The sequence below is a fragment of the Methyloceanibacter sp. genome (genome assembly GCF_051306395.1).
Taxonomy (GTDB): Bacteria; Pseudomonadota; Alphaproteobacteria; order Rhizobiales; family Methyloligellaceae; genus Methyloceanibacter.
The window spans coordinates 1-24382 of the sequence record NZ_JBPPND010000158.1 but is presented as its reverse complement, the minus strand read 5'-3'; the positions used below and the strand labels follow the sequence as shown (position 1 = coordinate 24382).

23 protein-coding genes are annotated in these 24382 nt (G+C 64.2%); 10 read left to right on the top strand and 13 right to left on the bottom strand.

What is annotated here, in order from left to right:
- The first annotated feature begins 5 nt into the window (after window positions 1–5).
- The 3 genes from rnr (at window position 6) to rpmG (ending at window position 3017) form a co-directional block, all read left to right on the top strand.
- On the top strand, window positions 6–2330 hold the full coding sequence (gene rnr / locus ACSLE4_RS08205; protein ID WP_435903978.1) for a ribonuclease R: 2325 nt from the start codon (window positions 6–8) through the stop codon (window positions 2328–2330).
- A gap of 24 nt (window positions 2331–2354) precedes the next feature.
- Window positions 2355–2786, top strand: coding sequence for a DUF983 domain-containing protein (locus ACSLE4_RS08200; protein WP_435903977.1), 432 nt, complete (start codon window positions 2355–2357; stop codon window positions 2784–2786).
- 63 nt (window positions 2787–2849) lie between these two features.
- Window positions 2850–3017, top strand: coding sequence for a 50S ribosomal protein L33 (gene rpmG / locus ACSLE4_RS08195; RefSeq protein ID WP_069623294.1), 168 nt, complete (start codon window positions 2850–2852; stop codon window positions 3015–3017).
- Between the two features lie 556 nt (window positions 3018–3573).
- On the opposite strand, the gene ACSLE4_RS08190 is transcribed toward rpmG, so the two are convergent.
- The 3 genes from ACSLE4_RS08190 to ACSLE4_RS08180 all read right to left on the bottom strand — a co-directional run bounded on the left by ACSLE4_RS08190 (window position 3574) and on the right by ACSLE4_RS08180 (window position 6409).
- Window positions 3574–4947, bottom strand: coding sequence for a PleD family two-component system response regulator (locus tag ACSLE4_RS08190; RefSeq protein WP_435903976.1), 1374 nt, complete (start codon window positions 4945–4947; stop codon window positions 3574–3576).
- 6 nt (window positions 4948–4953) lie between these two features.
- On the bottom strand, window positions 4954–5328 hold the full coding sequence (locus ACSLE4_RS08185) for a response regulator (RefSeq protein ID WP_435903975.1): 375 nt from the start codon (window positions 5326–5328) through the stop codon (window positions 4954–4956).
- Window positions 5329–5563: 235 nt separating this feature from the next.
- Window positions 5564–6409 (bottom strand): cell envelope integrity EipB family protein, encoded by an 846-nt coding sequence (locus ACSLE4_RS08180; protein WP_435903974.1) that lies wholly within the window; start codon window positions 6407–6409, stop codon window positions 5564–5566.
- Between the two features lie 165 nt (window positions 6410–6574).
- Here ACSLE4_RS08180 and ACSLE4_RS08175 point away from each other — a divergent pair, with 165 nt between their 5' ends.
- Genes ACSLE4_RS08175 through ACSLE4_RS08165 form a run of 3 tightly spaced genes read left to right on the top strand, consistent with a single transcriptional unit; the run spans window position 6575 to window position 9034 of the window.
- Complete coding sequence (locus ACSLE4_RS08175; protein ID WP_435903973.1) at window positions 6575–7039, top strand: RidA family protein; 465 nt, start codon at window positions 6575–6577, stop codon at window positions 7037–7039.
- A 21-nt stretch (window positions 7040–7060) separates the two neighbouring features.
- Window positions 7061–7801 (top strand): glycerophosphodiester phosphodiesterase family protein, encoded by a 741-nt coding sequence (locus ACSLE4_RS08170; RefSeq protein WP_435903972.1) that lies wholly within the window; start codon window positions 7061–7063, stop codon window positions 7799–7801.
- Window positions 7802–7807: 6 nt separating this feature from the next.
- Entirely contained in the window at window positions 7808–9034 is a 1227-nt protein-coding gene (locus ACSLE4_RS08165) for a GNAT family N-acetyltransferase (protein WP_435903971.1), read from the top strand.
- A gap of 7 nt (window positions 9035–9041) precedes the next feature.
- On the opposite strand, the gene ACSLE4_RS08160 is transcribed toward ACSLE4_RS08165, so the two are convergent.
- Complete coding sequence (locus ACSLE4_RS08160) at window positions 9042–9242, bottom strand: dodecin family protein (protein ID WP_435903970.1); 201 nt, start codon at window positions 9240–9242, stop codon at window positions 9042–9044.
- A 203-nt stretch (window positions 9243–9445) separates the two neighbouring features.
- Between ACSLE4_RS08160 and ACSLE4_RS08155 the strand changes: the two genes are divergently transcribed.
- Complete coding sequence (locus ACSLE4_RS08155) at window positions 9446–9865, top strand: HIT family protein (protein WP_435903969.1); 420 nt, start codon at window positions 9446–9448, stop codon at window positions 9863–9865.
- Between the two features lie 66 nt (window positions 9866–9931).
- Here the strand turns inward: ACSLE4_RS08155 and clpA are convergent, their stop codons facing one another.
- The 3 genes from clpA to ACSLE4_RS08140 all read right to left on the bottom strand — a co-directional run bounded on the left by clpA (window position 9932) and on the right by ACSLE4_RS08140 (window position 13245).
- Window positions 9932–12343 carry an ATP-dependent Clp protease ATP-binding subunit ClpA gene (gene clpA, locus ACSLE4_RS08150; protein WP_435903968.1) on the bottom strand — a complete coding sequence of 804 codons (2412 nt, stop codon included), beginning with the start codon at window positions 12341–12343 and terminating at the stop codon, window positions 9932–9934.
- Window positions 12344–12350: 7 nt separating this feature from the next.
- Window positions 12351–12680 (bottom strand): ATP-dependent Clp protease adapter ClpS, encoded by a 330-nt coding sequence (clpS, locus tag ACSLE4_RS08145; RefSeq protein WP_069623299.1) that lies wholly within the window; start codon window positions 12678–12680, stop codon window positions 12351–12353.
- Between the two features lie 232 nt (window positions 12681–12912).
- Window positions 12913–13245 carry a phasin family protein gene (locus ACSLE4_RS08140; RefSeq protein ID WP_435903967.1) on the bottom strand — a complete coding sequence of 111 codons (333 nt, stop codon included), beginning with the start codon at window positions 13243–13245 and terminating at the stop codon, window positions 12913–12915.
- Window positions 13246–13483: 238 nt separating this feature from the next.
- Between ACSLE4_RS08140 and ACSLE4_RS08135 the strand changes: the two genes are divergently transcribed.
- Window positions 13484–14866 (top strand): D-alanyl-D-alanine carboxypeptidase, encoded by a 1383-nt coding sequence (locus ACSLE4_RS08135; RefSeq protein WP_435903966.1) that lies wholly within the window; start codon window positions 13484–13486, stop codon window positions 14864–14866.
- A gap of 21 nt (window positions 14867–14887) precedes the next feature.
- Here ACSLE4_RS08135 and ACSLE4_RS08130 read toward each other — a convergent pair whose 3' ends face one another.
- From ACSLE4_RS08130 to putA, 3 genes are all read right to left on the bottom strand, one after another.
- Window positions 14888–15601, bottom strand: a complete 714-nt coding sequence (locus tag ACSLE4_RS08130) for a DnaJ domain-containing protein (RefSeq protein WP_435903965.1) — start codon at window positions 15599–15601, stop codon at window positions 14888–14890.
- Between the two features lie 13 nt (window positions 15602–15614).
- The gene (locus ACSLE4_RS08125; RefSeq protein ID WP_435903964.1) at window positions 15615–16331 is read right to left on the bottom strand and encodes a VWA domain-containing protein; all 717 of its coding nucleotides are present in this window, start codon (window positions 16329–16331) and stop codon (window positions 15615–15617) included.
- 94 nt (window positions 16332–16425) lie between these two features.
- On the bottom strand, window positions 16426–19602 hold the full coding sequence (gene putA, locus ACSLE4_RS08120) for a bifunctional proline dehydrogenase/L-glutamate gamma-semialdehyde dehydrogenase PutA (protein WP_435903963.1): 3177 nt from the start codon (window positions 19600–19602) through the stop codon (window positions 16426–16428).
- Window positions 19603–19670: 68 nt separating this feature from the next.
- On the opposite strand from putA, the gene panC reads away from it, so the two are divergent.
- Entirely contained in the window at window positions 19671–20528 is an 858-nt protein-coding gene (gene panC, locus ACSLE4_RS08115; protein ID WP_435903962.1) for a pantoate--beta-alanine ligase, read from the top strand.
- A gap of 134 nt (window positions 20529–20662) precedes the next feature.
- Here the strand turns inward: panC and ACSLE4_RS08110 are convergent, their stop codons facing one another.
- A complete protein-coding gene (locus ACSLE4_RS08110) occupies window positions 20663–21262 on the bottom strand; it encodes a biliverdin-producing heme oxygenase (protein ID WP_435903961.1) in 600 nt (199 codons plus the stop codon).
- Between the two features lie 160 nt (window positions 21263–21422).
- On the opposite strand from ACSLE4_RS08110, the gene ACSLE4_RS08105 reads away from it, so the two are divergent.
- Window positions 21423–23495, top strand: a complete 2073-nt coding sequence (locus ACSLE4_RS08105) for a diguanylate cyclase (protein ID WP_435903960.1) — start codon at window positions 21423–21425, stop codon at window positions 23493–23495.
- Window positions 23496–23683: 188 nt separating this feature from the next.
- Here the strand turns inward: ACSLE4_RS08105 and ACSLE4_RS08100 are convergent, their stop codons facing one another.
- Both ACSLE4_RS08100 and ACSLE4_RS08095 read right to left on the bottom strand, forming a co-directional pair.
- A complete protein-coding gene (locus ACSLE4_RS08100) occupies window positions 23684–24127 on the bottom strand; it encodes a DUF1489 family protein (RefSeq protein ID WP_435903959.1) in 444 nt (147 codons plus the stop codon).
- Window positions 24128–24147: 20 nt separating this feature from the next.
- Window positions 24148–24382, bottom strand: a 235-nt coding sequence (locus ACSLE4_RS08095) for a universal stress protein (RefSeq protein WP_435903958.1), incomplete at its 5' end; no start/stop codon positions are given.

Sequence of the window (24382 nt, the reverse complement as noted above, 5' to 3'; positions counted from 1 at the left end):
CGCACGTGGCGAAAACCAAGAAGGCTGCCCCAAGGAAGAAGACGGCGACGGCCAAAAAGTCCGCGGCCAAGCTTCCCTCCAAGCAAGACATTCTCAATTTCCTGGAAACCGCGCCGGCGAAATCGGGCAAGCGGGAGATCGCGCGCGCCTTCGGCGTGAAAGGCGCCGACCGCATCACCCTGAAGGCGCTGCTCCGCGACATGGCCGACGAAGGTCTCATCGCCGGATCACGGCGCAAGCTGACGCGCCCCGGCACCCTGCCCCCGGTCACCGTGGTGGAGATTACGGGCCGCGACGCCGACGGCGAGTTCCTCGCCCGACCCGCCACCTGGGACGACGAGCATGGACCGGCCCCGCGCATCCTCATGGTCGAGAGCAAGCAGGACCAAGGGCCTGCCGCGGGGATCGGCGACCGCGTGCTGGCGCGCATTACCGCGCTCGGCCCCGACGCCGACTATCCCTATCAGGCGCGCACCATCAAGCGCCTGCCGCGCACCACCTCGCGCAGCCTGCTCGGCATCTTTCGCGCGCTTAAGGACGGCCGCGGCGTCATCGATCCCATCGACAAGAAGCAGCTGAAGGAATGGACCGTGCCGCGTGGCGCCACCGGCGAGGCGGAGAACGGCGAGCTGGTCCGCTTCGAGATTGCCCGCTCCGCCCGCTACGGCGTGCCGGCGGCGCGCATCGTCGAGCGGCTCGGAAATCCGGAAGCGCAACAGTCCATCAGCCTGATCGCGCTCCATGCCCACGGCATTCCCGATGTCTTTCCGCCGGCCGTCGTCGCCGAGGCCGACGCGGCCAAGGAGGTCACCCTCGGCCGCCGCGAGGATTTGCGCGACATCCCGCTCGTCACCATCGACCCGGCGGACGCACGCGACCACGACGACGCGGTGTGGGCCGAGGCCGACCCCGATGCGAAAAACCGCGGCGGCTGGGTCGTCATCGTCGCCATCGCCGATGTGGCGCATTACGTCACCCCCGGCGGCACCCTCGACAAGGAAGCCCGCAAGCGCGGCAACTCGGTCTACTTCCCCGATCGCGTGGTGCCGATGCTGCCCGAGCGCATCTCAAACGATTTGTGCTCGTTGAAAGAAGACGTCCCCCGCCCGTGCCTCGCGGTGCGCATGATTTTCGACAAGGGCGGGCGGAAGCTCGGTCACCGTTTCTTCCGCGCGCTGATGCGCTCGGCGGCAAGCTTGAGCTACGAGCAGGCCCAGGCCGCCATCGACGGCCGGACCGACGAGACCACGGGCCCATTGCTCGACACCGTGCTGCGCCCGCTCTGGGGGGCGTATGCCAGCCTCGTCCTGTCGCGCACCGAACGGGGGCCGCTCGACCTCGATCTGCCGGAGCGCAAGATCCTGCTCGACGACAAGGGCCGCGTGCGCGCCGTCGCCACGCCGCCCCGCCTCGACGCCCATCGCCTCATCGAGGAGTTCATGATCCAGGCGAACGTGGCCGCGGCGGAGGCGCTCGAGGCCAAGCGCTCCCCGCTGATCTATCGCGTGCATGACGCGCCCTCGAAGGAGAAGCTCGTGGCCCTCGGCGAGTTCCTCGCCACCATTGGCATGAACCTGCCTAAGGCCGGCACCCTCAAGCCCGCTCAGTTCAACCGCATCCTCGCGGAGACCCGCGCCACGCCCACCGCCGAGCTCGTCGGCGAAGTGGTCCTGCGCAGCCAATCCCAGGCCGAATACAGCCCGCAAAATCTCGGGCATTTCGGTCTCAACCTGCGCCGCTACGCCCATTTCACCTCGCCCATCCGCCGCTATGCCGACCTCATCGTGCATCGCGCCCTGATCCGCGCCTTCGACCTGGGCGCTGGCGCCCTCGCGGATAAAGAAATGGAAGAGCTGGAAGAGATCGCCGGCGCCATCTCCGATACGGAGCGGCGCGCCATGGCGGCCGAGCGCGATACCGCGGACCGTCTCATCGCCGCCTTTCTCGCCGACCGCATCGGCGCCGAGTTCTCCGCCCGGGTGTCCGGGCTGGTGCGCACCGGCCTGTTCGTGCGGCTCGCCGAGACCGGAGCCGACGGCTTCGTCCCCGCGTCCGGCATCGGGCACGAGTATTTCTACCATGACGAGGTCCGCCGGGCCCTGGTCGGCGAGGATACCGGCCTCGCCTATCAGCTCGGCGATCAGGTCGAGGTCCGCCTGGTCGAGGCGATCCCGACCGCCGGAGCGCTACGTTTTGACATGTTGAGCGAAGGCCGTCAGATCGGTACGAAACAGGGTCGCCAGAGGCCCCCGGCAAAAGGCCGTGGCGGCAAGCCTCGCCGGAGCAACGCCCCTCGAGGCAAGTCTCGTGGCGGCAGGCCGCGCCGATAGCCAACGGCCAGGAGGATTAAGACCATGCAGAAGCAAGACGGCCGCTCGACGGGCCCCCGGTCGCTACAGCAGGCGCTCCTGCGTGGCGCCATGCTCAAATGCCCGGCCTGCGGGGTCGGCGGCCTTTTCCGCCGGTATCTGAAGGTGGTCGACCAATGCCCTCATTGCGGAGAATCCCTGCACCACCACCGCGCCGACGACGCGCCCGCCTACTTTACGATTGTCATCGTGGGCCACGTGGTGGTGAGCCTGGTCCTCGCCGTGGAGATCGCCTATCGGCCGCCCTTGTGGCTTCATGCGGCGCTGTGGATGCCCTTGACCCTCGCCCTCGCCCTCGTGCTGCTGGTGCCCATCAAGGGGCTCCTGGTGGCCCTGCAATGGGCCCTCCTGATGCACGGCTTCGATCCGGACGCTAAGGAGGAGATCGGGGACCGCCTGGCGCCCCCGTCCGCTTGACTTCCGGCCGCGACCCAGTAGGTTCGCGCGAAATTCCGCTGATAGAATTCATCCGAGGACGAAATGGCGAAGTCCGTCACCCAGAAGATCAAGCTCGTGAGTAGCGCCGGTACGGGCTACTACTACGTGACCAAGAAAAATCCGCGCAATCAGACCGAAAAAATGAACTTCAAGAAATACGATCCGGTCGCGCGCAAGCACGTCGAGTTCAAAGAAGCCAAAATCAAGTAGCAGCGCTGCGCCTTGCCGCACGCCGTCACGCCCCCGCCCCCGCGCTGAGGTGCGTATTCGCACGCCCGCAGGGCCCGGCGGGATAACCGGAAAAGAGTGGGAAAAAATCGGCCGCCTAAGAAGGTGGCCGGTCGAAACGTGGCGCTAACGAGGAGGCCACTCAACCGCGCTCCGACCGGCCAAACCCCACGGACCCAGGAGATGCGGCGGACCTGAGCACTCCGTAGGGCTGTTCTGTCATGGAAGGAAAGGATCGAGGCAGCGTCTCGCTAAATTGCGCGCATGCCCTCACCCATTCGTCGCCTCCCACGCCAACTCTTCAGAACTGAGTCAAATCATAAAAGAACGAATGGAAGAACGGAATCAATCGTCTTATTTTGCTTAATACGACGAATCACTAGACATTGTAAAGCCTTAAGCATTGCGCCTCAGTTACAGGGTAAAGAAGCAAACCCAGCCGATTCAAGGCCTTCCGGCCACAGGCTGAGGCATTCGGACGCAGCAAGTGATTCGCGGCGCCCGAACCTGCAGACTCAGGAACTGGGGACTGGGCCGCCTAGGCGGCGTCGGCGACGACGCGGTTACGCCCGTCGCGTTTGGCGCAGTAGAGCGCCTGATCCGCCCGCTTCAAAATGAGTTCGGGCGTATCGTCCGGGAATTCAAGCGAAGCCACCCCGACGCTCGCCGTCACCTCGAGCGCCCCATGCCGCTCGCCGGCGAAGAACGGCGCCGCCGCGATGCACTGCCGCAGCCGCTCGCCGACCAGATAGGCCTTGTCCAGATCCGTGTCCGGCATCACCACCACGAACTCCTCGCCGCCGAGCCGGCAGGCAAGGTCGATACCGCGAATATTGCGCTTGAGGCGCACGCCGAACTCCCGCAGCACCGCATCGCCCGCATCGTGCCCGTGAGTGTCGTTGATCGCCTTGAAGTGATCGATATCCAGCACCAGCACCGAGAGCGGCTTGCCGCGATGCGCGGACTCTTCGAACAAGGTCTTCAGGTGGCTGCTCATATAGCGGCGATTGTGGAGCGCCGTGAGCGGATCGAGGACCGCCATTTCCACGGTCTGTTCGAGCCGCGTGCGCAGATAGTCGGTGTAGCGCTTGCGTTTGATCTGCGTCCGCGCACGCGCCAGCAGCTCGTTCCCATCCACTGGTCGCACGATATAGTCGTTCACGCCCATATCGAGGCCGCGCAGCAGACGCGCCTCTTCACCGGGCTCGACCACGATCATGATCGGCAGATGGCGCGTGCGATCGAGCGACCGCACTTGGGAGCAGAGCCGCAAACCGTCCGCATTCACCAGATTGAGGCTGACGATCAACAGGTCGTAATTGCCGTCCGGCACGCTCAGAAGCGCGCGCGCCGGGTCGGGCTCGCACGTGACATGTTGCTCCGTCTCCAGCGCCTTGACCAAGCGGTCGGCCGCCCGTTCGCGATCCTCCACCAGCAGAATGCGGCCGTCGCGGCCAGCCTGCTCGAGGCCCGGGCCCATGGCCGTGGCAACGCCCATCTGTTCCTCGGTCGACGCGCGCATCAACATCTCGTCGGTCAATAGCTTAAGCCGCGCCAAGTTCTTCACGCGGGTGACAAGCGCGAGGTCGTCCACCGGCTTCGTGAGAAAATCGTCCGCGCCGGCCTCCAGCCCCCGCAACAGATCGCCGGGCTGATCGAGCGCCGTCACCATGATGACGGGAATATGCTGGGTGCGCGGTTCGGATTTGAGCTTCCGGCAAACTTCGAACCCGTCCATGCCGGGCATCATCACGTCGAGCAGGATGACATCCGTCCCCTCGCGTGTACAAATCTGCAAAGCGTCGGGACCGCTATTGGCGGTGCGCACCTCGAAGTACTCGGCGCTGAGCCGGGCTTCGAGCAGCTTCACATTGGCGTCGACATCGTCGACAACGAGAACGCGCGCGGTCATGTCCCTCTACCGTGCCTCACCTATGAACTGTCTGACCGTGTCGAGGAACATCGTCACCGAGATTGGTTTCGAGATATAGGCTTCACAGCCACCCTCGCGAATGCGCTCCTCGTCGCCCTTCATGGCGAAGGCCGTCACCGCGACAATCGGAATTTCCCGCAGGTCGTCGTCCTCTTTCAGCCACTTCGTCACTTCGAGGCCCGACACCTCGGGCAGCTGGATATCCATGAGAATGAGATCGGGATGATGCTCCCGGGCGAGCTCAAGGGCTTCCACGCCATTGCGCGTCTGCAGGGTCTCATAGCCATGCGCATCGAGGAGGTCGTGGAAGAGCTTCATGTTCAGCTCGTTGTCCTCGACAATCAGCACAGTTTTGGTCATTGGCATCGGCCCCGGCGATTGTGTCCGGCCATGATTGGCGATCTGGTCATAATGCACCATGGCAGCCGGAGTCGATCTGACCCTCCAAAACATTGTGGCTTCGTCCCCCTTCGATCGGCGGAGTGTCACCGCAAACCCGTAACCAAACTCTTTAGAGGAGCGGCAAGATGGGCGGAAAACCAAGCTTTTTCGCCGGGATTCGTGGCAAAGCGGCCCTAGTGGGCGAGTGCAAGCGTTACTTGCACTCTTTCTCCTTGAGATACTCCAAGGACGTAAGCGTGCCGTGGATCGAGAAATCGCCGTAGTCGATGAGCAACTCCCGGCTGACACCATTCTCGTAAAGCCGGAAATCGATCTGATAGCTCGGCGTGAGATCGCCCGTCGTCGGCTCGAAATAGCCGATCGACACCGGCCATGAAGGCAGCTCACCGAGCTTCTTCTCCTTGGCGGCGGGCTCGAGCCCTCCCTTGTCGCTGCCCGGTTTCACCTTGGCGCCAATAATGGCGGTCGTCTCGTAGACTTTCCGCCCTTTCTCCGATCCGTCGTAGATCTTGGCCTGGAACACGCTCTTGCCTTCGAGCGCCTTTTCGATCAGCGCGATGCTGTGTTGCGTCGGAAAGAAAATCCGGCCCGAGATGTCGAGCTCGGCCCGCGACGGCTGGCTAAGCTTGACGTTGACGGCTTCTTTGGGCGCCGCGCGCACGGCCCGCCCCATGGTGACGTCGCCGAGCTTCTCGTTCAAATATTGCGCAGACTGAAAGCGAAATTTCTTGCCGTCGCCCTGTTCCCAGGTCGAGGACCTGAGATCGGTCAGACTGGTCTGGCCTTGCGAGTCGGTCATCTGCGTGACCATGCGCATGTTTAGCGAGTAGCCGTCGCAGGCCGAGCCGGTGAACTCGAACACCATGCGTCCGTCGATGCCGGTAATGCCGGATGCGGACCGCGCCTCTTCGAGCGTCATCTCATAGATGGCGCGATGGGGCGCCAGCTTGCTCGCGGCGAAAGCCTGCGCCTGGTGAGCAAGAGCGCAGGCCGCGCCAAACGCGACCATCGCCAGGAAATGTCTTCTTGTGCTCGTCATTCGCTTCGCAGTCTCAAACACCCTGCCCCGAGCGGCAGGGGTCAATTCTTGGCACCAACGGTCCGGCCCGACAAGAGGCACGTTGACGGCGAAATCCTTCTGTCAGGCTTGCGGGATGAAGGGATTTGCTCAACTCTCCCGGTAACTTCGCAACATGGAGGCATCATGGCAGGCACCATCGAGGCTAGGCTGAAAGCCCTCGACCTCGTTCTCCCCAAGGCCAAGGCGGCGATCGGCACCTATGTTCCTTTCGTCCATATGAACGGACAGCTTTTGATCTCCGGCCAATTGCCCATGAAGGATGGCGCCGTAGCCGTGACCGGCACGCTTGGCAGTGGCGTCGAACTGGACCAAGGCCAGGAGGCGGCCAGGCTATGCGCCCTCAACATCCTCGCCCAAGCCAAGGCGGCGCTCGGCGATCTCGACCGCATCGTGCAGCTTCTGCGGCTCAACGGCTTTGTCAGCGCAAGCTCCGAATTTGCCGATCACCCTAAGGTGATCAACGGCGCCTCGGATCTTATGGTGGAGGTCCTCGGCGACAAGGGGCGCCACACGCGTATCGCCGTGGGCTGCGCGAGCCTGCCCCTAAACGCCGCAGTCGAGATCGACGCGGTTTTTGCCATAGACTAGTCCCCGGACAAGGGACACCTCATGGCCGCGCTTTACTGGCTGAAACGGCCGATCGCTCATCGCGGGCTCCATGACGCCACGCGCGGCATCATCGAGAACAGCGCCTCCGCGATCAGAGCGGCCATTGGCAAGGGCTACGCCGTCGAGGTCGACCTGCAATGCGCCGCCGGCGACATGCCCGTGGTGTTCCACGACGCGACGCTGGACCGCCTCACCCATGAAAGCGGGCCCGTCTCGGCGCGCGACGTGGAGAGCTTGCGCGCGATATCGCTGAAAGGAAGCAACGACAAGATTCTGTCGCTTCCCGATCTGCTCGGAAGGGTGGGCGGCTACGTGCCCCTGATGCTGGAGGTGAAAAGCACTTGGACGAGAGACGGCAGGTTCGAAGCGAACATCGTCAAGCAGCTCGCCGGCTACACCGGCCCCGTCGCCGTGATGTCCTTCGATCCCTATTCTGTCGCGGCGTTCCGGCGCGCGGCGCCCGACCTGCCCCGCGGTCTCGTGGCCGAACGTTTCGCCGGCGATCACTGGCAAGACCTGTCGCGACGTCAGCGCTTCGCCATGCGGCATCTTCTCACTGCCGCCTTCGCACAGCCCCACTTCATCGCATACGATATTCAAGCGCTGCCTGCGGCCGCGCCGCTGATCGCCAAGACCGTGTGCGGGCTGCCGCTGCTGACCTGGACGGTGCGCACCGACGCCGAGCGGGAACGCGCGCTGTGCTATGCCGACGCGATGATCTTCGAAGGAATCGAGCCTTAAGCGTTCATGGGCGATATCGAGAGACAGTCCGAGGATGAGAGCGCGGCGGCGCCGCCCGTTGTGGTGCGGGTCGCGGGCCGCATTGCCGATATCCCCGCGGCGGATTGGGATGCTTGCGCGGCGGGGGGCGGCGATCTCGCGCCCGCCTCAACGCGCCCGCCCAACCCATTCGTTTCACATGCTTTTTTGCAAGCGCTGGAGGACAGCGGCTCGGCCGGCCGCGAGACCGGCTGGCTGCCGCAACATCTTCTCTACGAGGACGGTGACGGCCGTCTGCTCGCCTGTATGCCCTGCTATCTGAAAAGCCACAGCCAAGGCGAGTACGTGTTCGATCACGGCTGGGCCGAAGCCTATATGCGGGCGGGCGGGCGCTACTATCCGAAGCTGCAAGCCGCCGTGCCGTTTACGCCCGTGCCCGGCCCGCGCCTTCTGGTGCGCGGCGGAGCGAATCCGCTCGAACGCCAAGCGATCTTGCTGAACGCCGGCCGCACGCTGACGCAGGAACACGGCGTGTCCTCTTTGCATATCACCTTCATGGCGCGGGACGAGTGGCGCCTGGCCGGTGAGCTCGGCTATCTGCAACGCACCGACCAGCAGTTCCATTGGCGCAACGAAAACTACGACACCTTCGACGACTTTCTCGCCGTGCTCTCATCCCGCAAGCGCAAGACCATCAAGAAGGAGCGCCGGGCGGCGCTGGAAGACCGCGTCGAGATCGAATGGGTCTCGGGCGGCGATCTCACCGAGGCCCATTGGGACGCGTTCTTCCGCTTCTACATGGATACGGGCGCGCGCAAATGGGGCACGCCTTATCTGACGCGCGAATGCTTCAGCCTGCTTGGGCAAAGCATGGCCGACCAATTGCTGCTCGTCCTGGCCAAGCGTGATGGCGACTACATCGCCGGCGCGCTCAACGTCATCGGCGCGGACACGCTCTATGGCCGCTATTGGGGCGCCACCGAGACGCACGATTTTCTGCATTTCGAGGTTTGCTACTACCAGGCCATCGATTATGCGATCCGGCACCGGCTGGCATGGGTCGAGGCCGGCGCCCAAGGCGCCCACAAGCTCGCGCGCGGCTACCTGCCCGTGGAGACTTACAGCGCCCACTACATCGCCGATCGGGGCCTGGCCCGCGCCGTCGCCGGCTATCTTGCGCGCGAACGGCGCGCGGTCGCGTACGAATCAGCGCTCCTTAGCGCGGAGTCGCCCTATCGCCGCGACCGCGGCTAGCGCCGCTCTAGTCGAGCACGAACGAGATCTTGCCGTTGATTTGGTACTTCGTGATTTTGCCGTTCACGACGTCCGCTTTGAGATGCTTGATGTAGATCGACCTGACGTTGCGCACGCTCTTATTTGCGGTATCCACGGCGTACTGCGCGGCGTCCTCCCAGCTCTTGTCGGACTCGGCCAGGACTTCGATCACCTTCAGCATGGACATGGGGGTTCCTCCTAGGACTAGGATTAAAAGAAAAGTGCTTGTGTTCCGCAGGTTGGAGAGCATAGCAGCGCCCTCCCCGCCTTGATAGGAATCAATCGATGGCGTCCGGCAAAGTTCCGCTGGCGCGCCCGCGAAAGCCGGGTATCAGGGCGCCCGCCGCTTCGCTATAACCAGCCTCGAACGACGCGCGGAAGGAGGCACGCATGGCGTCCTACGAACCAGACAACATCTTCGCCAAGATCCTGAAAGGCGAGATCCCCTGCCATAAGCTCTACGAGGACGACGACACCCTCGCCTTCCTCGACATCATGCCGCGCACCGAAGGCCACACCCTGGTCATCACCAAGGAACAAGCGCCCGACCTGTTCGGCATCACGCCGCAGGGCTTGGGTAAGCTCATGGCGGTGGTGCAAGCGCTCGCGCCGAAGATCAAGACCGCGGTCGGCGCCGACGGCGTCCTCATCCAGCAGTTCAACGGCGCGGCGGCGGGCCAGACCGTGTTCCACCTTCACGTCCACATCCTGCCCATCAAGGACGGCGTGGCCCTGGGGCCCCAGGAAGGCGGCATGGCCGAGCCGGACGACCTCGCCATGACGGCCGAGAAGATCAGGACTTCTCTCTGACGGAAAAGCGAATGGCCGGGACGAACCCGGCCATTGCACGCTCAACGAAATGAAATTGCGAAGCGCCTAGCTTTCGCCGAGCGGCACCTTCGGCACCGAGCTCGACCCGGACTTGGCGCCGCCGCGCGGCTTCTTCGCGCGCTTGGCCCGCGGCTTCTTCGCGCCGCTCTCGGGATCGCGCGGCTTGATGGGCGCGTCGGCCTTGATGTAGTCGAAGCCGAGCCCCTTCTCGCCGTCCTTCTCCTCGACCAGCACGCGCACCGTGCCGCCATCCTTCAGCGCGCCGAACAGGATCTCCTCGGCCAGCGGCTTCTTGATGTATTCCTGGATCACGCGCGCCAAGGGCCGTGCGCCGAACTTGTCGTCGTAGCCCTTCTCGGCAAGCCATTCATTGGCCTCCGGCGTGAGCTCGATGGTGATGTTGCGGTCGCCGAGCTGGGCCTCCAGCTGGAACACGAACTTCTCCACCACCTGCGAGATGACGGCAGGCGGCAGCGCGCCGAACGGAATGATCGCGTCGAGCCGGTTGCGGAACTCCGGCGAGAACAGGCGGTTGATCGCCTCCTCGTCGTCGCCCTCGCGCTTGGACCGGTTGAAGCCGATGGCAGCCTTGGCCATGTCGGACGCCCCGGCGTTCGTGGTCATGATCAGGATCACGTTCTGGAAGTCGACATGCTTGCCGTTGTGGTCGGTCAGCTTGCCGTGATCCATCACCTGCAACAGGATGTTGAACAGGTCCGGATGCGCCTTCTCGATTTCGTCCAGCAGCAGCACGCAGTGCGGATGCTGATCGACACCGTCGGTCAGAAGACCGCCCTGGTCGAAGCCCACATAGCCGGGAGGCGCGCCGATCAGCCGTGAGACCGTGTGGCGCTCCATATACTCGCTCATGTCGAAACGCAGGAGCTCGACGCCGAGCAGCGTTGCCAGCTGTCGCGCGACCTCCGTCTTGCCGACGCCGGTGGGGCCGGAGAACATGTAGTTGCCGATCGGCTTGCCCGGCTCGCGGAGCCCTGCGCGCGACAGCTTGATCGCCGCGCCCAGCGCCTCGATAGCCTTATCCTGGCCGAACACGACGCGCTTCAGGTCGTCGTCGATGGCCCGCAGCACCTCGGCGTCGGTCTTGGAGATCGTCTTCGGCGGAATCCGCGCCATGGTGGCGATGGTCACCTCCACCTCCTTGACGCCGATGGTCTTCCGCCGCTGCCGCTCCGGCAGCAGCATCTGAGACGCGCCCGTCTCGTCGATCACGTCGATCGCCTTGTCGGGCAGCTTGCGGTCGTGGATGTACTTGGCCGACAGCTCCACCGCCGACTTGATCGCCTGGTTCGTGTAGCGGATACGGTGGAAGTCCTCGAAATACGGCTTCAGACCTTTGAGGATCTCGATCGTGTCCGGCACCGACGGCTCGTTCACGTCGATCTTCTGGAAGCGCCGCACCAGCGCCCGGTCCTTCTCGAAGTGCTGCCGGTATTCCTTATAGGTGGTCGAGCCGATGCAGCGCAGGGTGCCCGACTGAAGCGCGGGCTTCAGCAGGTTCGAGGCGTCCATGGCGCCGCCCGAGGTGGCGCCGGCGCCGATCACCGTGTGGATCTCGTCGATGAACATGATGGCGCCCGGGAAGTTCTCGATCTCGCGCATCACGGCCTTCAGCCGCTCCTCGAAATCGCCGCGGTAGCGGGTGCCCGCAAGCAGCGCGCCCATGTCGAGCTGGAAGATGGTCGCGTCCATCAGAACGTCGGGCACGTCGCCCATGACGATGCGCCGGGCGAGACCCTCGGCGATAGCCGTCTTGCCCACGCCGGGATCGCCCACGAAGAGCGGGTTGTTCTTCTGGCGGCGGCACAGCACCTGGATGGTGCGCTGGATCTCGGACGCGCGCCCGATCAAGGGATCGATGCGTCCCGCACGCGCCTTCTGGTTCAGGTTGACGCAATAGACCTCGAGCGCATCGGCGCCGCGCTTCTTCTCGTCGCCGCCCTCCACCGTCGCCGCGTCGTCCTCGACGCCGCGCACGGTCCGGGGCTCGGACATGCCGCCGCGCTTGGCGATGCCGTGGCTGATATAGTTGACCGCGTCAAAGCGGGTCATGTGCTGCTCTTGCAGGAAGAATGCCGCGTGGCTCTCCCGCTCGGCGAAGATGGCGACGAGCACGTTGGCCCCGGTCACCTCCTCGCGGCCGCTCGACTGCACATGGGCCACCGCGCGGTGGATCACCCGCTGGAAGCCGGCCGTCGGCTGGGCGTCTCCGTGGGTGTCGAGCACCAGGCCCGACAGTTCGTTGTCGATATAACCGGTCAGCTTGTCGCGAAGGAGATCGAGGTCCACGTCGCAGGCGCGCATCACCGCCGCCGCGTCACGATCGTCGATCAACGACAGCAGCAAATGCTCGAGCGTCGCATATTCATGGCTGCGCTCGTTCGCATATTGAAGCGCCCGCCGCAAACCCTGCTCAAGACTGGTCGAAAACGAAGCCACGGAATTCCTACTCTTTCTCCATCGTGCACTGAAGCGGATGCTCGTGCTGACGGGCGAAGCTCGTCACCTGCGCTACTTTAGTCTCGGCTACCTCGTAAGTGTAGACCCCGCAGATACCCACGCCCTTTTGATGCACGTGGAGCATGATACGGGTCGCCTCTTCGGGAGGCTTGTTGAAAAACCGCTCCAGAACGTACACGACAAAGTCCATCGGCGTGTAGTCGTCGTTCAGCAGCAGCACCTTGTAAAGGCTCGGCCGCTTGGTCTTCGACCGCGTCTTGGTGATGATGTGGGTGCCGGTGTCGTCGTCCCGGCGCGTGTCGCCGTTGCGCGCCATCGTCAGCCTTTATGTGGGCTCGCGTCTCTCGACTTCCAAGAGAGGGCCCTGTCGTTGCGAAAAACCATCCTGCTTCATACTAGCGTGATCGCGCCAAGGGCGGCAAATCGGCTAGATGCCACATCATAACACAGGAGGGGTTGCCGACAGGAAAACGGCAACAGACGACAAAAAAGGCCCGGAGCGAAGCTCGGGCCTTTTCCGATAGGAGAAAGATGGAGCTTGATTCGAGCTACGCAGCCTTCTTCGCCATGGCAGCCTCAACCGGCTTGTAGGCGTCCTTGGCCAGGCCGACATACATTTCGCCGATCTTGGACATCTCGGCCATGTAGGTGTCGTAAGCCTTCTTGGCGTACTGAGACTGAATCTCGACGGCCTGCTCGACCGACTTGCAGCCAACCAGCTGCTCGAAAACACGGGTGGAGTCCTCGAATGCCTTCTTGGAGTAATCGGTCATCTCGGCGGCAATGGCCTGGAAGCCCTTGTTCATCTCGCCAAAAGAACGGACGTAAGCGTCAAAGCCGTCCTTGCCGACTTTCTGAAACTCTTCGAAACCTTTGAGCATGGGGCCCTCTTCCGAAACATGGTTATGTGGGATTGCTGCGAACGCGAACTCATATATATGCGTTGCACAAAAAACGTCAACCTTAAATTTTGCACTGCACAAAAACTTACTTGCCCTCCGCTTAACGCTTTGGCAATAGCCCAAATTTAGCCTTCCCCTCACCGGCCCTTGACGCTCGCCACCGGCTAGACCCGCGCGGCGCGAAGGCTGGGAGCGCGCGCCTCAAGGGCCGCGGGGGATGGCTAGTCAGACCGGGGGGAAGGCGCTGCCTTCAGTATTCGTGGAAGTCCGTAAGCGTATTTTTTGGGCGCCGCTGCGCCGCTTTGTTCGCCTCACCATTGCGCTCCTGCTCAGCTTTGGGGCAGCGCTGGCGCCGATGAGCGAGGCCATCGCCGCCGACAGCAGGATCAAGGCCGCCATCATCGTCGATGCCAATACCAACAACGTGCTCTATTCCAGCTCGGCCGACGTGCTGCGCTCGCCGGCCTCCCTCACCAAGATCATGACGCTCTACGTCCTGTTCGCCTACATGCGGGCGGGCAAGCTCACACCCATCACCGAGCTCAAGGTCACGGCCCACGCGGCCGCACAGCCGCCGACCAAGCTCGGCCTCAAGCCCGGATCGACCATCAAGGTCCAGGACGCCATCATGTCCCTGGTGACCAAATCTGCCAACGACGCCGCCGCCGTCATCGCTGAGAATATCGGGGGCACCGAGGCCAATTTCGGCCGCATTATGACGCAGACCGCTCGCAACCTGGGCATGAAGAACACGACGTTTCGCAACGCCTCCGGCCTCCCAAATGACGAGCAACTCACCACCGCGCGCGACATGGCCATCCTCGCCATGCACATCATGCGCGACTATCCAGAGTATTACAGCGTCTTCGAGACGAAATATTTCACCTACAAGGGAAACAGGTTTCGCAACCACAACCGCCTTCTCTTTGGCTATCGTGGCACGAACGGCGTCAAGACAGGCTACACCAGGGCGAGCGGCTTCAACCTCACGGCTTCCGTGAAGCGCGATGACAAGCATTTGGTCGGCGTCGTGCTTGGCGGGCGCACCGGCGCCCAGCGGGATGCCGCCTTGCGCGCGCTCCTCGACCAGCATTGGTCCAAGGCCACCAGCGGCAAGCCGAAGGCCACCAATTTCATCGCCTCGCTGCTCGGCCCGGCCACGCCGCCGCCGCCGTCACGCAAACCCGTTTTCGCGCTCGCGTCCGCGACGCCTTCGCCTTCGCCTTCGCCTTCGGCGGTCATGCCGGTGCCGGCCATCGAGCAAGGCGACGCCAGCGGCCCCGGAGACAGTGTCCGGACGAGCCACTCCCCGAACCGGCCTGCCCCGCGCGGCGCCAGCCCCTCCCGCTTCGTCGGCAACTATCACGTCCAGGTGGGCGCCTTTACGTCCGAGTCCGACGCCCAGAACCGCCTGGGCATGGTCCGCCAGCGGGCGCCCAAACTGCTCAACGGGCACCTGCCCTTCACGGCATCCTTCACCAAGGGCAGCACCGAATGGTACCGGGCCCGGTTCGCCGGCTTCTCGAAGACCGATGCCCAGTCCACCTGCGATGCTCTGAAGCGAATGAGCCTCGAATGCATCGCCATGGCCGCCGAGTAAGGCAGGCGGCACCAGCGCCCTCTAGCTGCCGAGCAACACTTCCTTGGCTTCGTTGATGCGGGCGGCCAGGTAGGTGGAGCCCCCGTGGTCGGGGTGCATCTTCATCATCAACCGGCGATGCGCTTGGCGGATATCGTCCTCGGAGGCATCGAGCCCCACTTCGAGCACGGCCCGGGCCTCATCCGGGCTCATGCGCGCGCCCCTCGACCGCGCCCGCCCGGCGCTTGCCTCGGCGGCCTCTTCGGCCTTCTCCCGCCAGCCGGCGACGCGCCAATCCAGATAGGCCTCCATCAAGGACGCCTCCTTGAGCCGGTCGGCGGCAAAGTCGTTGTAGAGCTCGATCGCCTCACGGTCGCTTAAGGAGGACAGCGCGCGGCCCGCGAAGCGCCCGCTGAGCACCTTTCCGTCCATGTAGCCGCTGTCGTGGTCGAGCTCCATTTCCAGCCGCTCGGTCTCCACATGGGAGGTCTGGCCTTGCGACTTCTGCGCCGAGCCGAACCCGCCACCGAAGCCGCCGGCGCCGCTGCCGCCGACGAGGGTCAGGGCAAAGGCCGCGATGGGGATGGCGATGGGCAGCGCCCCGCGCAAGGCCAGGAAGCCGGCGACGGCGAACAGCGCCACGCCGGCCGCTTTCCGCATGCCTAAGGCGAGTTTGTGCGGATTGGCCCTTGAGAGCAGACGCGCCCCGAACAGGACAACGAGGAGAATGGCGCACCCGGCCAGAAAATAGACCATGGCGAAATAACCGTTAGCGGAGCTGTTCGAGCAGGCGCACCGCCGCGCCGCTCTTCGAGTTCTCGAGCGCCTTACGCCCGCCCGTGGCATAGACCGCGACTGCCGCCAGAAGCTCGCGGAGCTGCCCCGCGGAGCCCGCATCGAAACGGCAATAGGCGCCGCGCGACAGGCGCGCGATCTCCTTGAACGCGCGCTCCGCCCGGGCTTCGCGCCCCTCCTGGAACAGAAACACCGGCAGCCCGCTCAGCCCAAGTTCGCCGGCCAGCTGGCTCAGATCGTCGACGTTCTCTTCCATGCAGTCGCCCACATAGATCAGCGCATTGACCTTCCGCTTCTCGTTCTCCTGGCGCGCATGGGACAGCACTTTGCGGATCTGGGTATGCCCGCCCTCGCAATGGACCTGGCGCATCAGCCGCGCCAGCGCGTCCGGATCGCCCACCCAGCGGCTCGCCTGGCACTCGTTGAAGCCGCGGAAATAGATGAGCTGCACGTCGAGGCCGCCGACCTCCTTGACCGCGCTAAACATCTCGCTCTGCAGCGACAGCGCGAGGTCCCAGGTGGGCTGCCGGCTCATGGTCGCGTCCATGGCGAAGATCAGCCGGCCCCGCCCCGATGACGCAGGCTGAAGGCTGCGCACCTGGTTCAGGAAGGCATCGAGATCCCCGCGCGCGGACGGCTTACGCGCCACGTCGCCGGTTCTGGTCTTTGCTGGAGCCTTCGGGTCTGCCATCAGCGGGTTCCGCCATGGTCCTCAAATCGCCGCGGAATCTAGTCTGTTGGATATAGATGGACCCTTACGGCACGAACCACAATGCCGAGAGGACTCAGTCCTCCTCGCCGCCCGCGGCCAAGAGCCCGGCATTGCCGCCCGACGCGGTGAGGTTCGTGGTCCGCACCCGCTCCACCGCAAACGCCTCCAGGTAGCGCGGCCCACCCGCCTTCGGTCCGGTGCCCGACAGCCCCTCGCCGCCGAAGGGCTGCACGCCGACCGCGGCGCCGATCTGGTTCCGGTTCACATACATGTTCCCCACCTTGACCCGCCGGGCAACGAAGTCGGCGGTCGCCTTGATGCGGCTGTGCAAGCCCAGCGTCAGCCCGTAGCCCGTGGCGTTGATTGCCGCGCACACCGCGCCGAGCGCCTCCCCGTCGAAGCGCACCACGTGCAGGATGGGCCCGAACACCTCGCGCTTCAGAACGCCGATCTCGGGGATCTCGTAGATCGCGGGGCTGACGAAGGTGCCGTGGCTGTCTTTCGCAGGCGGGTCGAACAGGATACGGGCCTCTTTCCGCATCTTCGCTTTATGCGCGTCCAGCGCCGCCTTGGCGTCCGCGTCGATCACCGGGCCGATATCCGTCGCGTAATCGAGCGGATCGCCGACGGTGAGCTCTTTCGCGGCGCCCACCAGCATCTCGATGGTCGCGTCGGCGATGTCCTCTTGCAGAAAGAGCACACGCAGCGCCGAGCAGCGCTGGCCCGCGCTGTCGAAGGCGGAGGTCAGCGCGTCGTCCACGACCTGCTCGGGCAGCGCCGAGGAATCCACGATCATGGCGTTGAGCCCGCCGGTCTCGGCGATCAGCTTCGGGATCGGCCCGTCGTGGGCCGCCAGAGTCCGGTTGATGGCCTGGCCGGTGTCGGTGCCCCCGGTGAACACCACGCCGTCCACACGGGGGTCGGCGACGAGCGCGGCGCCCACCACGTCCCCGCGTCCCGGCAGGAAGTGCAGCACGTCGCCTGGAACCCCCGCCCGGTGCAGGAGCCGCACCGCATGCGCCGCCACCAGCGGCGTCTGCTCCGCGGGCTTTGCCACCACGGCGTTGCCGGCGGCAAGCGCGCCCGCGATCTGGCCGGTGAAGATGGCGAGCGGGAAGTTCCACGGCGAGATGGTGGCGAACACGCCCCGTCCATGGAGCGAAATCTCATTCTGCTCGCCGGTCGGCCCGACCAGCGCACGCGGCATCTCGAACTTGGCGCGTGCTTCGGCCGCGTAGTACCGTAAAAAGTCCACCGCCTCGCGCAGATCGCTTTGCGCATTCGCCAGTGTCTTGCCGGCCTCGCGCACCATCAGCGCCATGAGCGGCGCCCGCTCGGCTTCGAACAGATCGGCGGCGCGTTCCAGATGCTCGGCCCGCGCCACGCCGCCTCGGCGGTCCCAGGCCTCATGAGCCCCGCGCGCCGCGTCGAGCGCATTATCGATGGCCGCCTCATCGGCGCTGCGGCAGGTCCCCACAACGACGCGGCGGTCGTGGGGCGATGTAATCTCGATCACGTCGCCACCTGCCTCGATGTCCTTTCCAGAGACGATTGGGTTCGCGGCGGCGGGCTGGGCCAGGGCCTCCTCGATAGAGCGTAGAAGCGGCGCCCGCACCAAAGGCTCCCACAGCGGTAGGCCGAGGCTGTTCTGGCGCGCCGGCGCAAACAGTCTGGGCGGCGGCGGAATGAGAGGGTTCGCCTTCTTAGGGAGGCTCGCGGCCTTCTCCACCGGATCGGCGACGATGGCCGCGATGGGGGCCTCGTCGTCCGCCAAGCGATTGACGAAAGACGTGTTGGCGCCATTTTCCAAAAGCCGCCGCACGAGATAAGCGAGTAGGTCCCGATGCCCGCCCACCGGCGCATAGATGCGGCAAGGCTTCCCGAGAGACTCCGGGTGCACCACCTCGCGGTGAAGCGCCTCACCCATGCCGTAGAGACGCTGGAACTCGTAAGGCTGGTCCCCCGCGAGCTCGGCGGCCGCCGCGATGGTCTGGGCATTGTGGGTGGCGAATTGCGGATAGAAGCAACGGGGGCGCGCCAGCAGGGCCCGCGCCGCGGCGAGATAAGCCACGTCCGTATTCACCTTGCGCGTGAACACCGGATAGCCGGCGAGCCCCGCTTCTTGCGCCCATTTGATCTCGCTGTCCCAATAAGCGCCCTTGACCAGGCGCACCGGGAGGCGCCGCCTCGTGATCTCGGCGACGGACGCCAGCCAGTCGATCAGCGGCAGCGCGCGCTTGGAATAGGCCTGCACCGCGACCCCCAAGCCGTTCCAGCCGGCGAGCTGCGGATCGGCGAACAACGGCTCCAGCAGCGCCAGCGAAAGGTCCAGCCGCTCCGCCTCCTCCGCGTCGATAGTAAGCGGCAGCCACGCCTCCCGCATGGTCCGCGCCAGGGCGCTCAGCCGCGGCAGCAGCTCTTGATGCAGCCGCGCCTCTTGCGACGGGTCATAGCGGGGATGGAGCGCCGAGAGCTTCACCGACAGGCCGGGACGCGCGCGCAGCGCCTCTTCGCTCCGCGCCTCGGGCGCGCCCGCCCACGCAGCGATGGCGGCCGCAGCTTCCATGTAACGGTCGGCGTAGCGCGCCGCGTCGTCAGCGGTGCGGGCCGCCTCGCCCAACATGTCGAAGGAAAAGCGATAGCCTTGGCTGCTCGCGTACGACGCGTTGTCCAGCGCCTCTTCGATGGTTTGCCCAAGCACGAACTGGTTGCCCAGGATGCGCATGGCGTGGCGCAGGGCCTGACGGATGACGGGTTCGCCGCTGCGCCCAATCAAACGCTGCACGCGGCTGCCGAGATCGGGGCCGTCGTCCTCGCCCCAATCGACCATGTGCCCGGTCAGCATCAGCCCCCAGGTGGAGGCGTTGACCAGCACGGACTCCGAATGCCCCAGATGACGCGCCCAATCGCCCGAGCCGATCGTTCCCGCGATCAACCGGTCGGCGGTGGCGGCGTCGGGGATGCGCAGGAGCGCCTCGGCGAGACAGAGCAGCAGCACGCCCTCCTCGCTGGAGAGCCCGTATTCGGCCAGGAAGGAATCGACCCCGCCCGACTCCCGCCGCCCGGCCCGCGCCGCCTCGACCAGCCGCGTGGCCAACGCCGCCACGCGCTGCTTCTGATCGTCGCTGAGGCGGGCCTTTTCGATCAGCGCGGTGACCAACTGATCTTCGTCGGCGAGCAAGGCATCGCCGATCGCCGCGCGGCTCGGCAGCGAAACTGTGGCGGCGATGTCGGCTTGAGGCGCGCCCATAGCGGCAATTTAGTCCTTCCGGGCCCATCCTACGAGACGCTATGGTCGCGGCCCTCCGGAGACCGATCATGACAGGTGCCATCGAGACCGTCAGGACCGTCCGCGGTTTGCGGGCCCGCGTCGCCGCTTGGCGCGCGGACGGCGAGGCCGTCGCGCTCGTGCCCACCATGGGCGCGATCCATGACGGCCATCTGTCGCTGGTGAGGCTCGCCAAAGCCCAATCCGGCCGCGTGGTCACGTCGCTCTTCGTCAATCCGCTGCAGTTCGGGCCGCGCGAGGATTTCCACGCCTATCCGCGCGACGAAACGCGCGATGCCCAGGTCCTTGCCACGGCCGGCAGCGATCTCCTCTACGCGCCCGACGAAAGCGAGATGTATCCGCCGGGCTTTTCCACCAAGGTCCATGTCGGCGATCTCACCGAGGATCTGTGCGGCGCGAGCCGCCCCAACCATTTCGACGGCGTGGCCACCGTGGTCGCCAAGCTTCTTCTGCAATGCGCGCCCGACACGGCGATCTTCGGCGAGAAGGACTATCAGCAGCTCCTCGTCATCAAGCGCTTCGTCCGCGATCTGGATATCCAAGTCGAGATCCTGGGCGCGCCGATCGTGCGGGAGGCGGACGGCCTCGCGCTCTCCTCCCGCAACGCCTATCTTTCACCGGAAGAGCGCGCCATCGCGCCGGTCCTGCATCAAACCATCCGACAGGTCGCGACGGACTTGGCGCAAGGCCGCGGCGCGGACGATGCCTCGGAAGCGGCGCGCTTCAAGCTCGAAGCCATGGGTCTCCGCGTGGACTATGTCGCCGTGCGCGATCCGGACACGCTGAAGGCGTTGCACGGCCCGGTGAAGGCCGCGCGCGTGCTGGCGGCGGTCCATCTCGGCAAAACGCGCCTCATCGACAACGTGCCCGTACCGCCTGACAGTTGATGGGGACGAGGACTCACAAGCACAGAGCATAGCCGGAGCTGAATCGCATCGATGCAAGACGCTATGTCCGCACCTGGGAGACATGCGGACTAAACGCGGACATGGGTCTTGGGCTGGCTTTGACCCTTAACGGTCTATCCGTTCGGGTCACTCGCAACGGCTAAGCCCCGGCGGAACATGCGGAAGGTGTCCAAGGCTGCCTCGACCGCCTGGCGCCCTTCCTCCGAGAATGGCTCGATGCGGTTAAGGGCGGAAAGTAAGGCTTGCCACATAAGCTTCGTCTCCTGCCCATATCCATTGAAGAACGTGGCACCTTTCTCGCCATCGAGACTCAGCGCCGCCGCAATCTCTGGCAGGATTGCCCGAGCGCCTTTGGCCGAACCCTCCAAGACGTAGATGCAGCCAAGGCCAGCAGGGATTGTCTCAAGACGTGGCGCAGGCGGGAGCGAAAGCCTGCGCAACGCTTGCGGCGGGACCCCAAGTTCCGCGAGGTCCGCCGCAAGCAGCCTCGACCGGTAAGGTGAGGGATAGGCAAAGCCGAGCGGTGTGAAGTTCAAGGCTTGCAATGCTATTTCGGCCGAGACATGCAGGCCGAAGAGGCGCACGAGATGGTCGATATAGCTCGCCCTTGTGCGAATCCGCTCGTCGATCTTGACGGCAAGCTCAAGTTCCGCATGCAGCGGCCGAGTGGCCGCGCGGAGTCGCCCGTGCAAATTCCCCTCGGACGCGGGCATGGCGTTCCTGTTGGCCACTCCTTGCATTGGTCACCAATTTCTCACTGCACCAATCTCCGTAAAAACATCGCTAATGAAATAGCGCGTCTTAAGGAAGTTGGGCGAAGATTTCAGAGGCAGAACCGAGAGTCTTAAAAATGACCGAGAAAGTGGGGCATCAATGCCCGATCGACAAACGCTGGACCTGACGACGTGCGAGCGCGAGCCGATCCATGTGCCGGGCTCCATACAGCCGCACGGACTGCTCCTGGCAGTCGATCAGGCCAACGACTCAATTCTCCAAGCAGCAGGCGAGCCATCCCTGCTCAATCAAGGCGGCTCCTTGCTAGGGGAGACCGTCCAACAGGTTCTCGGCGTCTCCGTTCTTGACCTCCTGCACCAGGCCGAGGCCGTTCTCATTGCCGAGCCCATTTATCTCGGCACCGTCGGGCCGTTTCCTAGGCAAGGAGAACTAACTGTCACCGCCCATCAAGTCGTGGGAGCTGCAATCATCGAGGTTGAACCCTCTGGTCGGCCCGCTTCCGCCGCTGGAACCCTGGCGACTATCCGCTCTGTAACCGAGCGCATCAGTGGAGCATCCGACATGCTCGATGCATGTCGCGTTGCAGCGCGGGAGGCTAGGCGCATCACAGGCTATGACAGAGTCATGATCTACAAGTTCCTTGCAGATAGCTCCGGCTCAGTCATAGCAGAGGAAAAGGATGATCACCTTCCGTCGTTCTTGAACCACCGGTACCCAGCATCTGACATCCCTAAACAAGCGCGCGATCTTTATCGGCGCAACGCGATTCGAATCATTCCAGATGTGGGCTACGTTCCTGCGCCCCTGATGCCAGTGCTTAGCCCCACGACAAACAAGCCTCTGGACATGAGTCACTGCATTTTGCGGAGCGTCTCGCCCGTTCACATCCGCTACCTTCAGAACATGGGCGTTGGTGCATCCATGTCAGTCTCACTCCTCCAGCGTGGTGATTTGTGGGGACTGATCGCCTGTCACAACACAACGGCGAAATTCGTGCCGTATGAGACGCAAGAGATATGCCGGCACCTAGGCCAAATTCTTTCGCAACAAATCCGGGCGCGGGAGGAGAATGATGTCTACCGGAGCGCCCACACCCTAGCTTCGGCTCGCATCAAAGTCCTAAGCGCCCTTACAGACGCGGAAGATCCCGAAGCTATCCTTGTTAATCTCTGTCCGGAACTCCAGACGATCGTTTCATCACATGGCGTAGCCCTTTGTCGGAAGGAAGCGGTGGCCACAGCAGGACATGTTCCTTCCGAGGCTCAGATACGTCAGCTTGCCGCCTGGTTAGTCCCTCGGATGAGAGACTCCGATTTTTTTGCGACCGATTGTCTCTCGGAACAATATGCCGAAGCGTCAGCATTTGCTGCCGAGGCGAGCGGTCTTCTGTCGATAAACCTGCCGGGCGAGGACCCCATACTCCTAATGTGGTTTCGAGCCGAGCAGGTTGAGGAAGTAAAATGGGCAGGGAATCCTCATGAACCGGCAGAGCCAGGATCTAGTCTCGGCGCCCTTAATCCGCGCAAATCCTTCGCTACATGGCGAGAGACAAAACGAGGGAGGTCTCGACCTTGGGAGCCTTCGGACATTGACTCGGTCCAGGTGTTCGCGTCGCGCGCTGCCTTTCTCTTGCAACAACAGAGGGTGCGGAAACTCAACCAATCACTTCGTGAGGCGAATGATAAGCTCTCGAGGTTGGCGACTACTGATGGGCTCACCGGCGTTGCCAACCGTCGAGCCTTCGATGAACGCCTAGAGCAGGAGTGGGCCCGGGCGAGTCGGCTCGGCACGTCGGTGGCATTGCTAATTTTCGATTTGGACTTCTTCAAGCAGTACAACGACCACTTCGGTCACCAGGCGGGCGACGACTGCCTCAGGCGGATCGCGCAGGTGATGAGCGGAGAGCGGCGGTCAGGCGACCTCGCAGCGAGAATTGGCGGCGAGGAGTTTTCTGTTCTCCTTCCTGATACAAGCCTCGAGGGTGCCACTAAAGTGGCGGAAACCATCCGCACCCGTATTGAAGCACTGCACATCGACCATCCGGAAAGCCCGATGGGGATTATGACCGCGAGTTTTGGCGTAGCCGCCCTCAAGCCTGGCCGGGCAGAAAGTGCTCAGGACCTAGTGCAAGCCGCTGATCGCGCGCTCTACGAAGCAAAGCGAAACGGCAGGAATCGGGTGGCGGTGTCTGATCTGCCGAGCGAGGATTAACACCCACTCAAAAGGGAACTTTTGGCGGCGTCGAAGACGCGGTCCCATCTCTCGAGCAGGCCCCTTCTGACATTGGTGCGTGTCCCGCAATTTCTGCTTCTGGTACAGAGCGGAAGTGCCACCCGCCGCGAAGGAAGCCGCTCATGGCGTCAGAGCGGACTCTGGCAAGCCGGCGGCAATGACAAGAATCACCAGTCGATCAGCCGAAGCTCGCGCAGCTCCTCGCGCATACCGGGTAGCATGTCGTCATTGGCGCCTTCCAGCAGGCGCAAATCCGGCGGGGCGTCGGCGGGATCCAGATAGCGCCAGCCTTGAAAGGCGCGACGGGGCTGCGGCCGCGTGGTGACAAGCTCGGGATCGAGCACGATCCCGCAACAGGCCGTGCCGTCGTCCTTGGTGGCGGGTTTGAGTTCCAAGATGCGCTGGCGCACCAGCACGAGGCCTTTGATCACCCAATAGAGCGAGCCGCCGGCGAGGATGTCGTCGTGCCGCCGCGGGGTTTGCCGCGTGCGGTGCCGAAGCTCGGGCGGCTCGCCGGCGGCCGCCAGAGACCGCAACCGCGCCGCCTGCCAATCTCTCAGGTCTTGAACGGTCTCGACGCCGACACAGAGCTTGACGAGATGCACCGTCATCGAAGCCTCAATGCGCCATCTCAATGCGCCATGAAGAGCGGGATGGTCGCTTCCTCGAGCATGGTGAGGGTGACGCCGCCCAGAATGAACTCCCGCCAGCGCGAATGGTGGAACGCGCCCATCACGATCATGTCGGCTTGCTCCTTCTTGGCTTGGGACAGGAGCAGCCGCCCGATATCGCCTTCGCTCGCCGGCACCCGCACGACCTCCACATTAACCCCATGGCGGGTCAGATGCGCCACCATGTCGTCCGTC

Coding starts and splice junctions, on each gene's coding strand:
- ACSLE4_RS08200 (WP_435903977.1), top strand. CDS start 2,355: ATGCAGAAGCAAGACGGCCGCTCGACGGGCCCCCGGTCGCTACAGCAG.
- rpmG (WP_069623294.1), top strand. CDS start 2,850: ATGGCGAAGTCCGTCACCCAGAAGATCAAGCTCGTGAGTAGCGCCGGT.
- ACSLE4_RS08190 (WP_435903976.1), bottom strand. CDS start 4,947: ATGACCGCGCGCGTTCTCGTTGTCGACGATGTCGACGCCAATGTGAAG.
- ACSLE4_RS08185 (WP_435903975.1), bottom strand. CDS start 5,328: ATGACCAAAACTGTGCTGATTGTCGAGGACAACGAGCTGAACATGAAG.
- ACSLE4_RS08180 (WP_435903974.1), bottom strand. CDS start 6,409: ATGACGAGCACAAGAAGACATTTCCTGGCGATGGTCGCGTTTGGCGCG.
- ACSLE4_RS08175 (WP_435903973.1), top strand. CDS start 6,575: ATGGCAGGCACCATCGAGGCTAGGCTGAAAGCCCTCGACCTCGTTCTC.
- ACSLE4_RS08170 (WP_435903972.1), top strand. CDS start 7,061: ATGGCCGCGCTTTACTGGCTGAAACGGCCGATCGCTCATCGCGGGCTC.
- ACSLE4_RS08165 (WP_435903971.1), top strand. CDS start 7,808: ATGGGCGATATCGAGAGACAGTCCGAGGATGAGAGCGCGGCGGCGCCG.
- ACSLE4_RS08160 (WP_435903970.1), bottom strand. CDS start 9,242: ATGTCCATGCTGAAGGTGATCGAAGTCCTGGCCGAGTCCGACAAGAGC.
- ACSLE4_RS08155 (WP_435903969.1), top strand. CDS start 9,446: ATGGCGTCCTACGAACCAGACAACATCTTCGCCAAGATCCTGAAAGGC.
- clpS (WP_069623299.1), bottom strand. CDS start 12,680: ATGGCGCGCAACGGCGACACGCGCCGGGACGACGACACCGGCACCCAC.
- ACSLE4_RS08140 (WP_435903967.1), bottom strand. CDS start 13,245: ATGCTCAAAGGTTTCGAAGAGTTTCAGAAAGTCGGCAAGGACGGCTTT.
- ACSLE4_RS08135 (WP_435903966.1), top strand. CDS start 13,484: ATGGCTAGTCAGACCGGGGGGAAGGCGCTGCCTTCAGTATTCGTGGAA.
- ACSLE4_RS08130 (WP_435903965.1), bottom strand. CDS start 15,601: ATGGTCTATTTTCTGGCCGGGTGCGCCATTCTCCTCGTTGTCCTGTTC.
- ACSLE4_RS08125 (WP_435903964.1), bottom strand. CDS start 16,331: ATGGCAGACCCGAAGGCTCCAGCAAAGACCAGAACCGGCGACGTGGCG.
- putA (WP_435903963.1), bottom strand. CDS start 19,602: ATGGGCGCGCCTCAAGCCGACATCGCCGCCACAGTTTCGCTGCCGAGC.
- panC (WP_435903962.1), top strand. CDS start 19,671: ATGACAGGTGCCATCGAGACCGTCAGGACCGTCCGCGGTTTGCGGGCC.
- ACSLE4_RS08110 (WP_435903961.1), bottom strand. CDS start 21,262: ATGCCCGCGTCCGAGGGGAATTTGCACGGGCGACTCCGCGCGGCCACT.
- ACSLE4_RS08105 (WP_435903960.1), top strand. CDS start 21,423: ATGCCCGATCGACAAACGCTGGACCTGACGACGTGCGAGCGCGAGCCG.
- ACSLE4_RS08100 (WP_435903959.1), bottom strand. CDS start 24,127: ATGACGGTGCATCTCGTCAAGCTCTGTGTCGGCGTCGAGACCGTTCAA.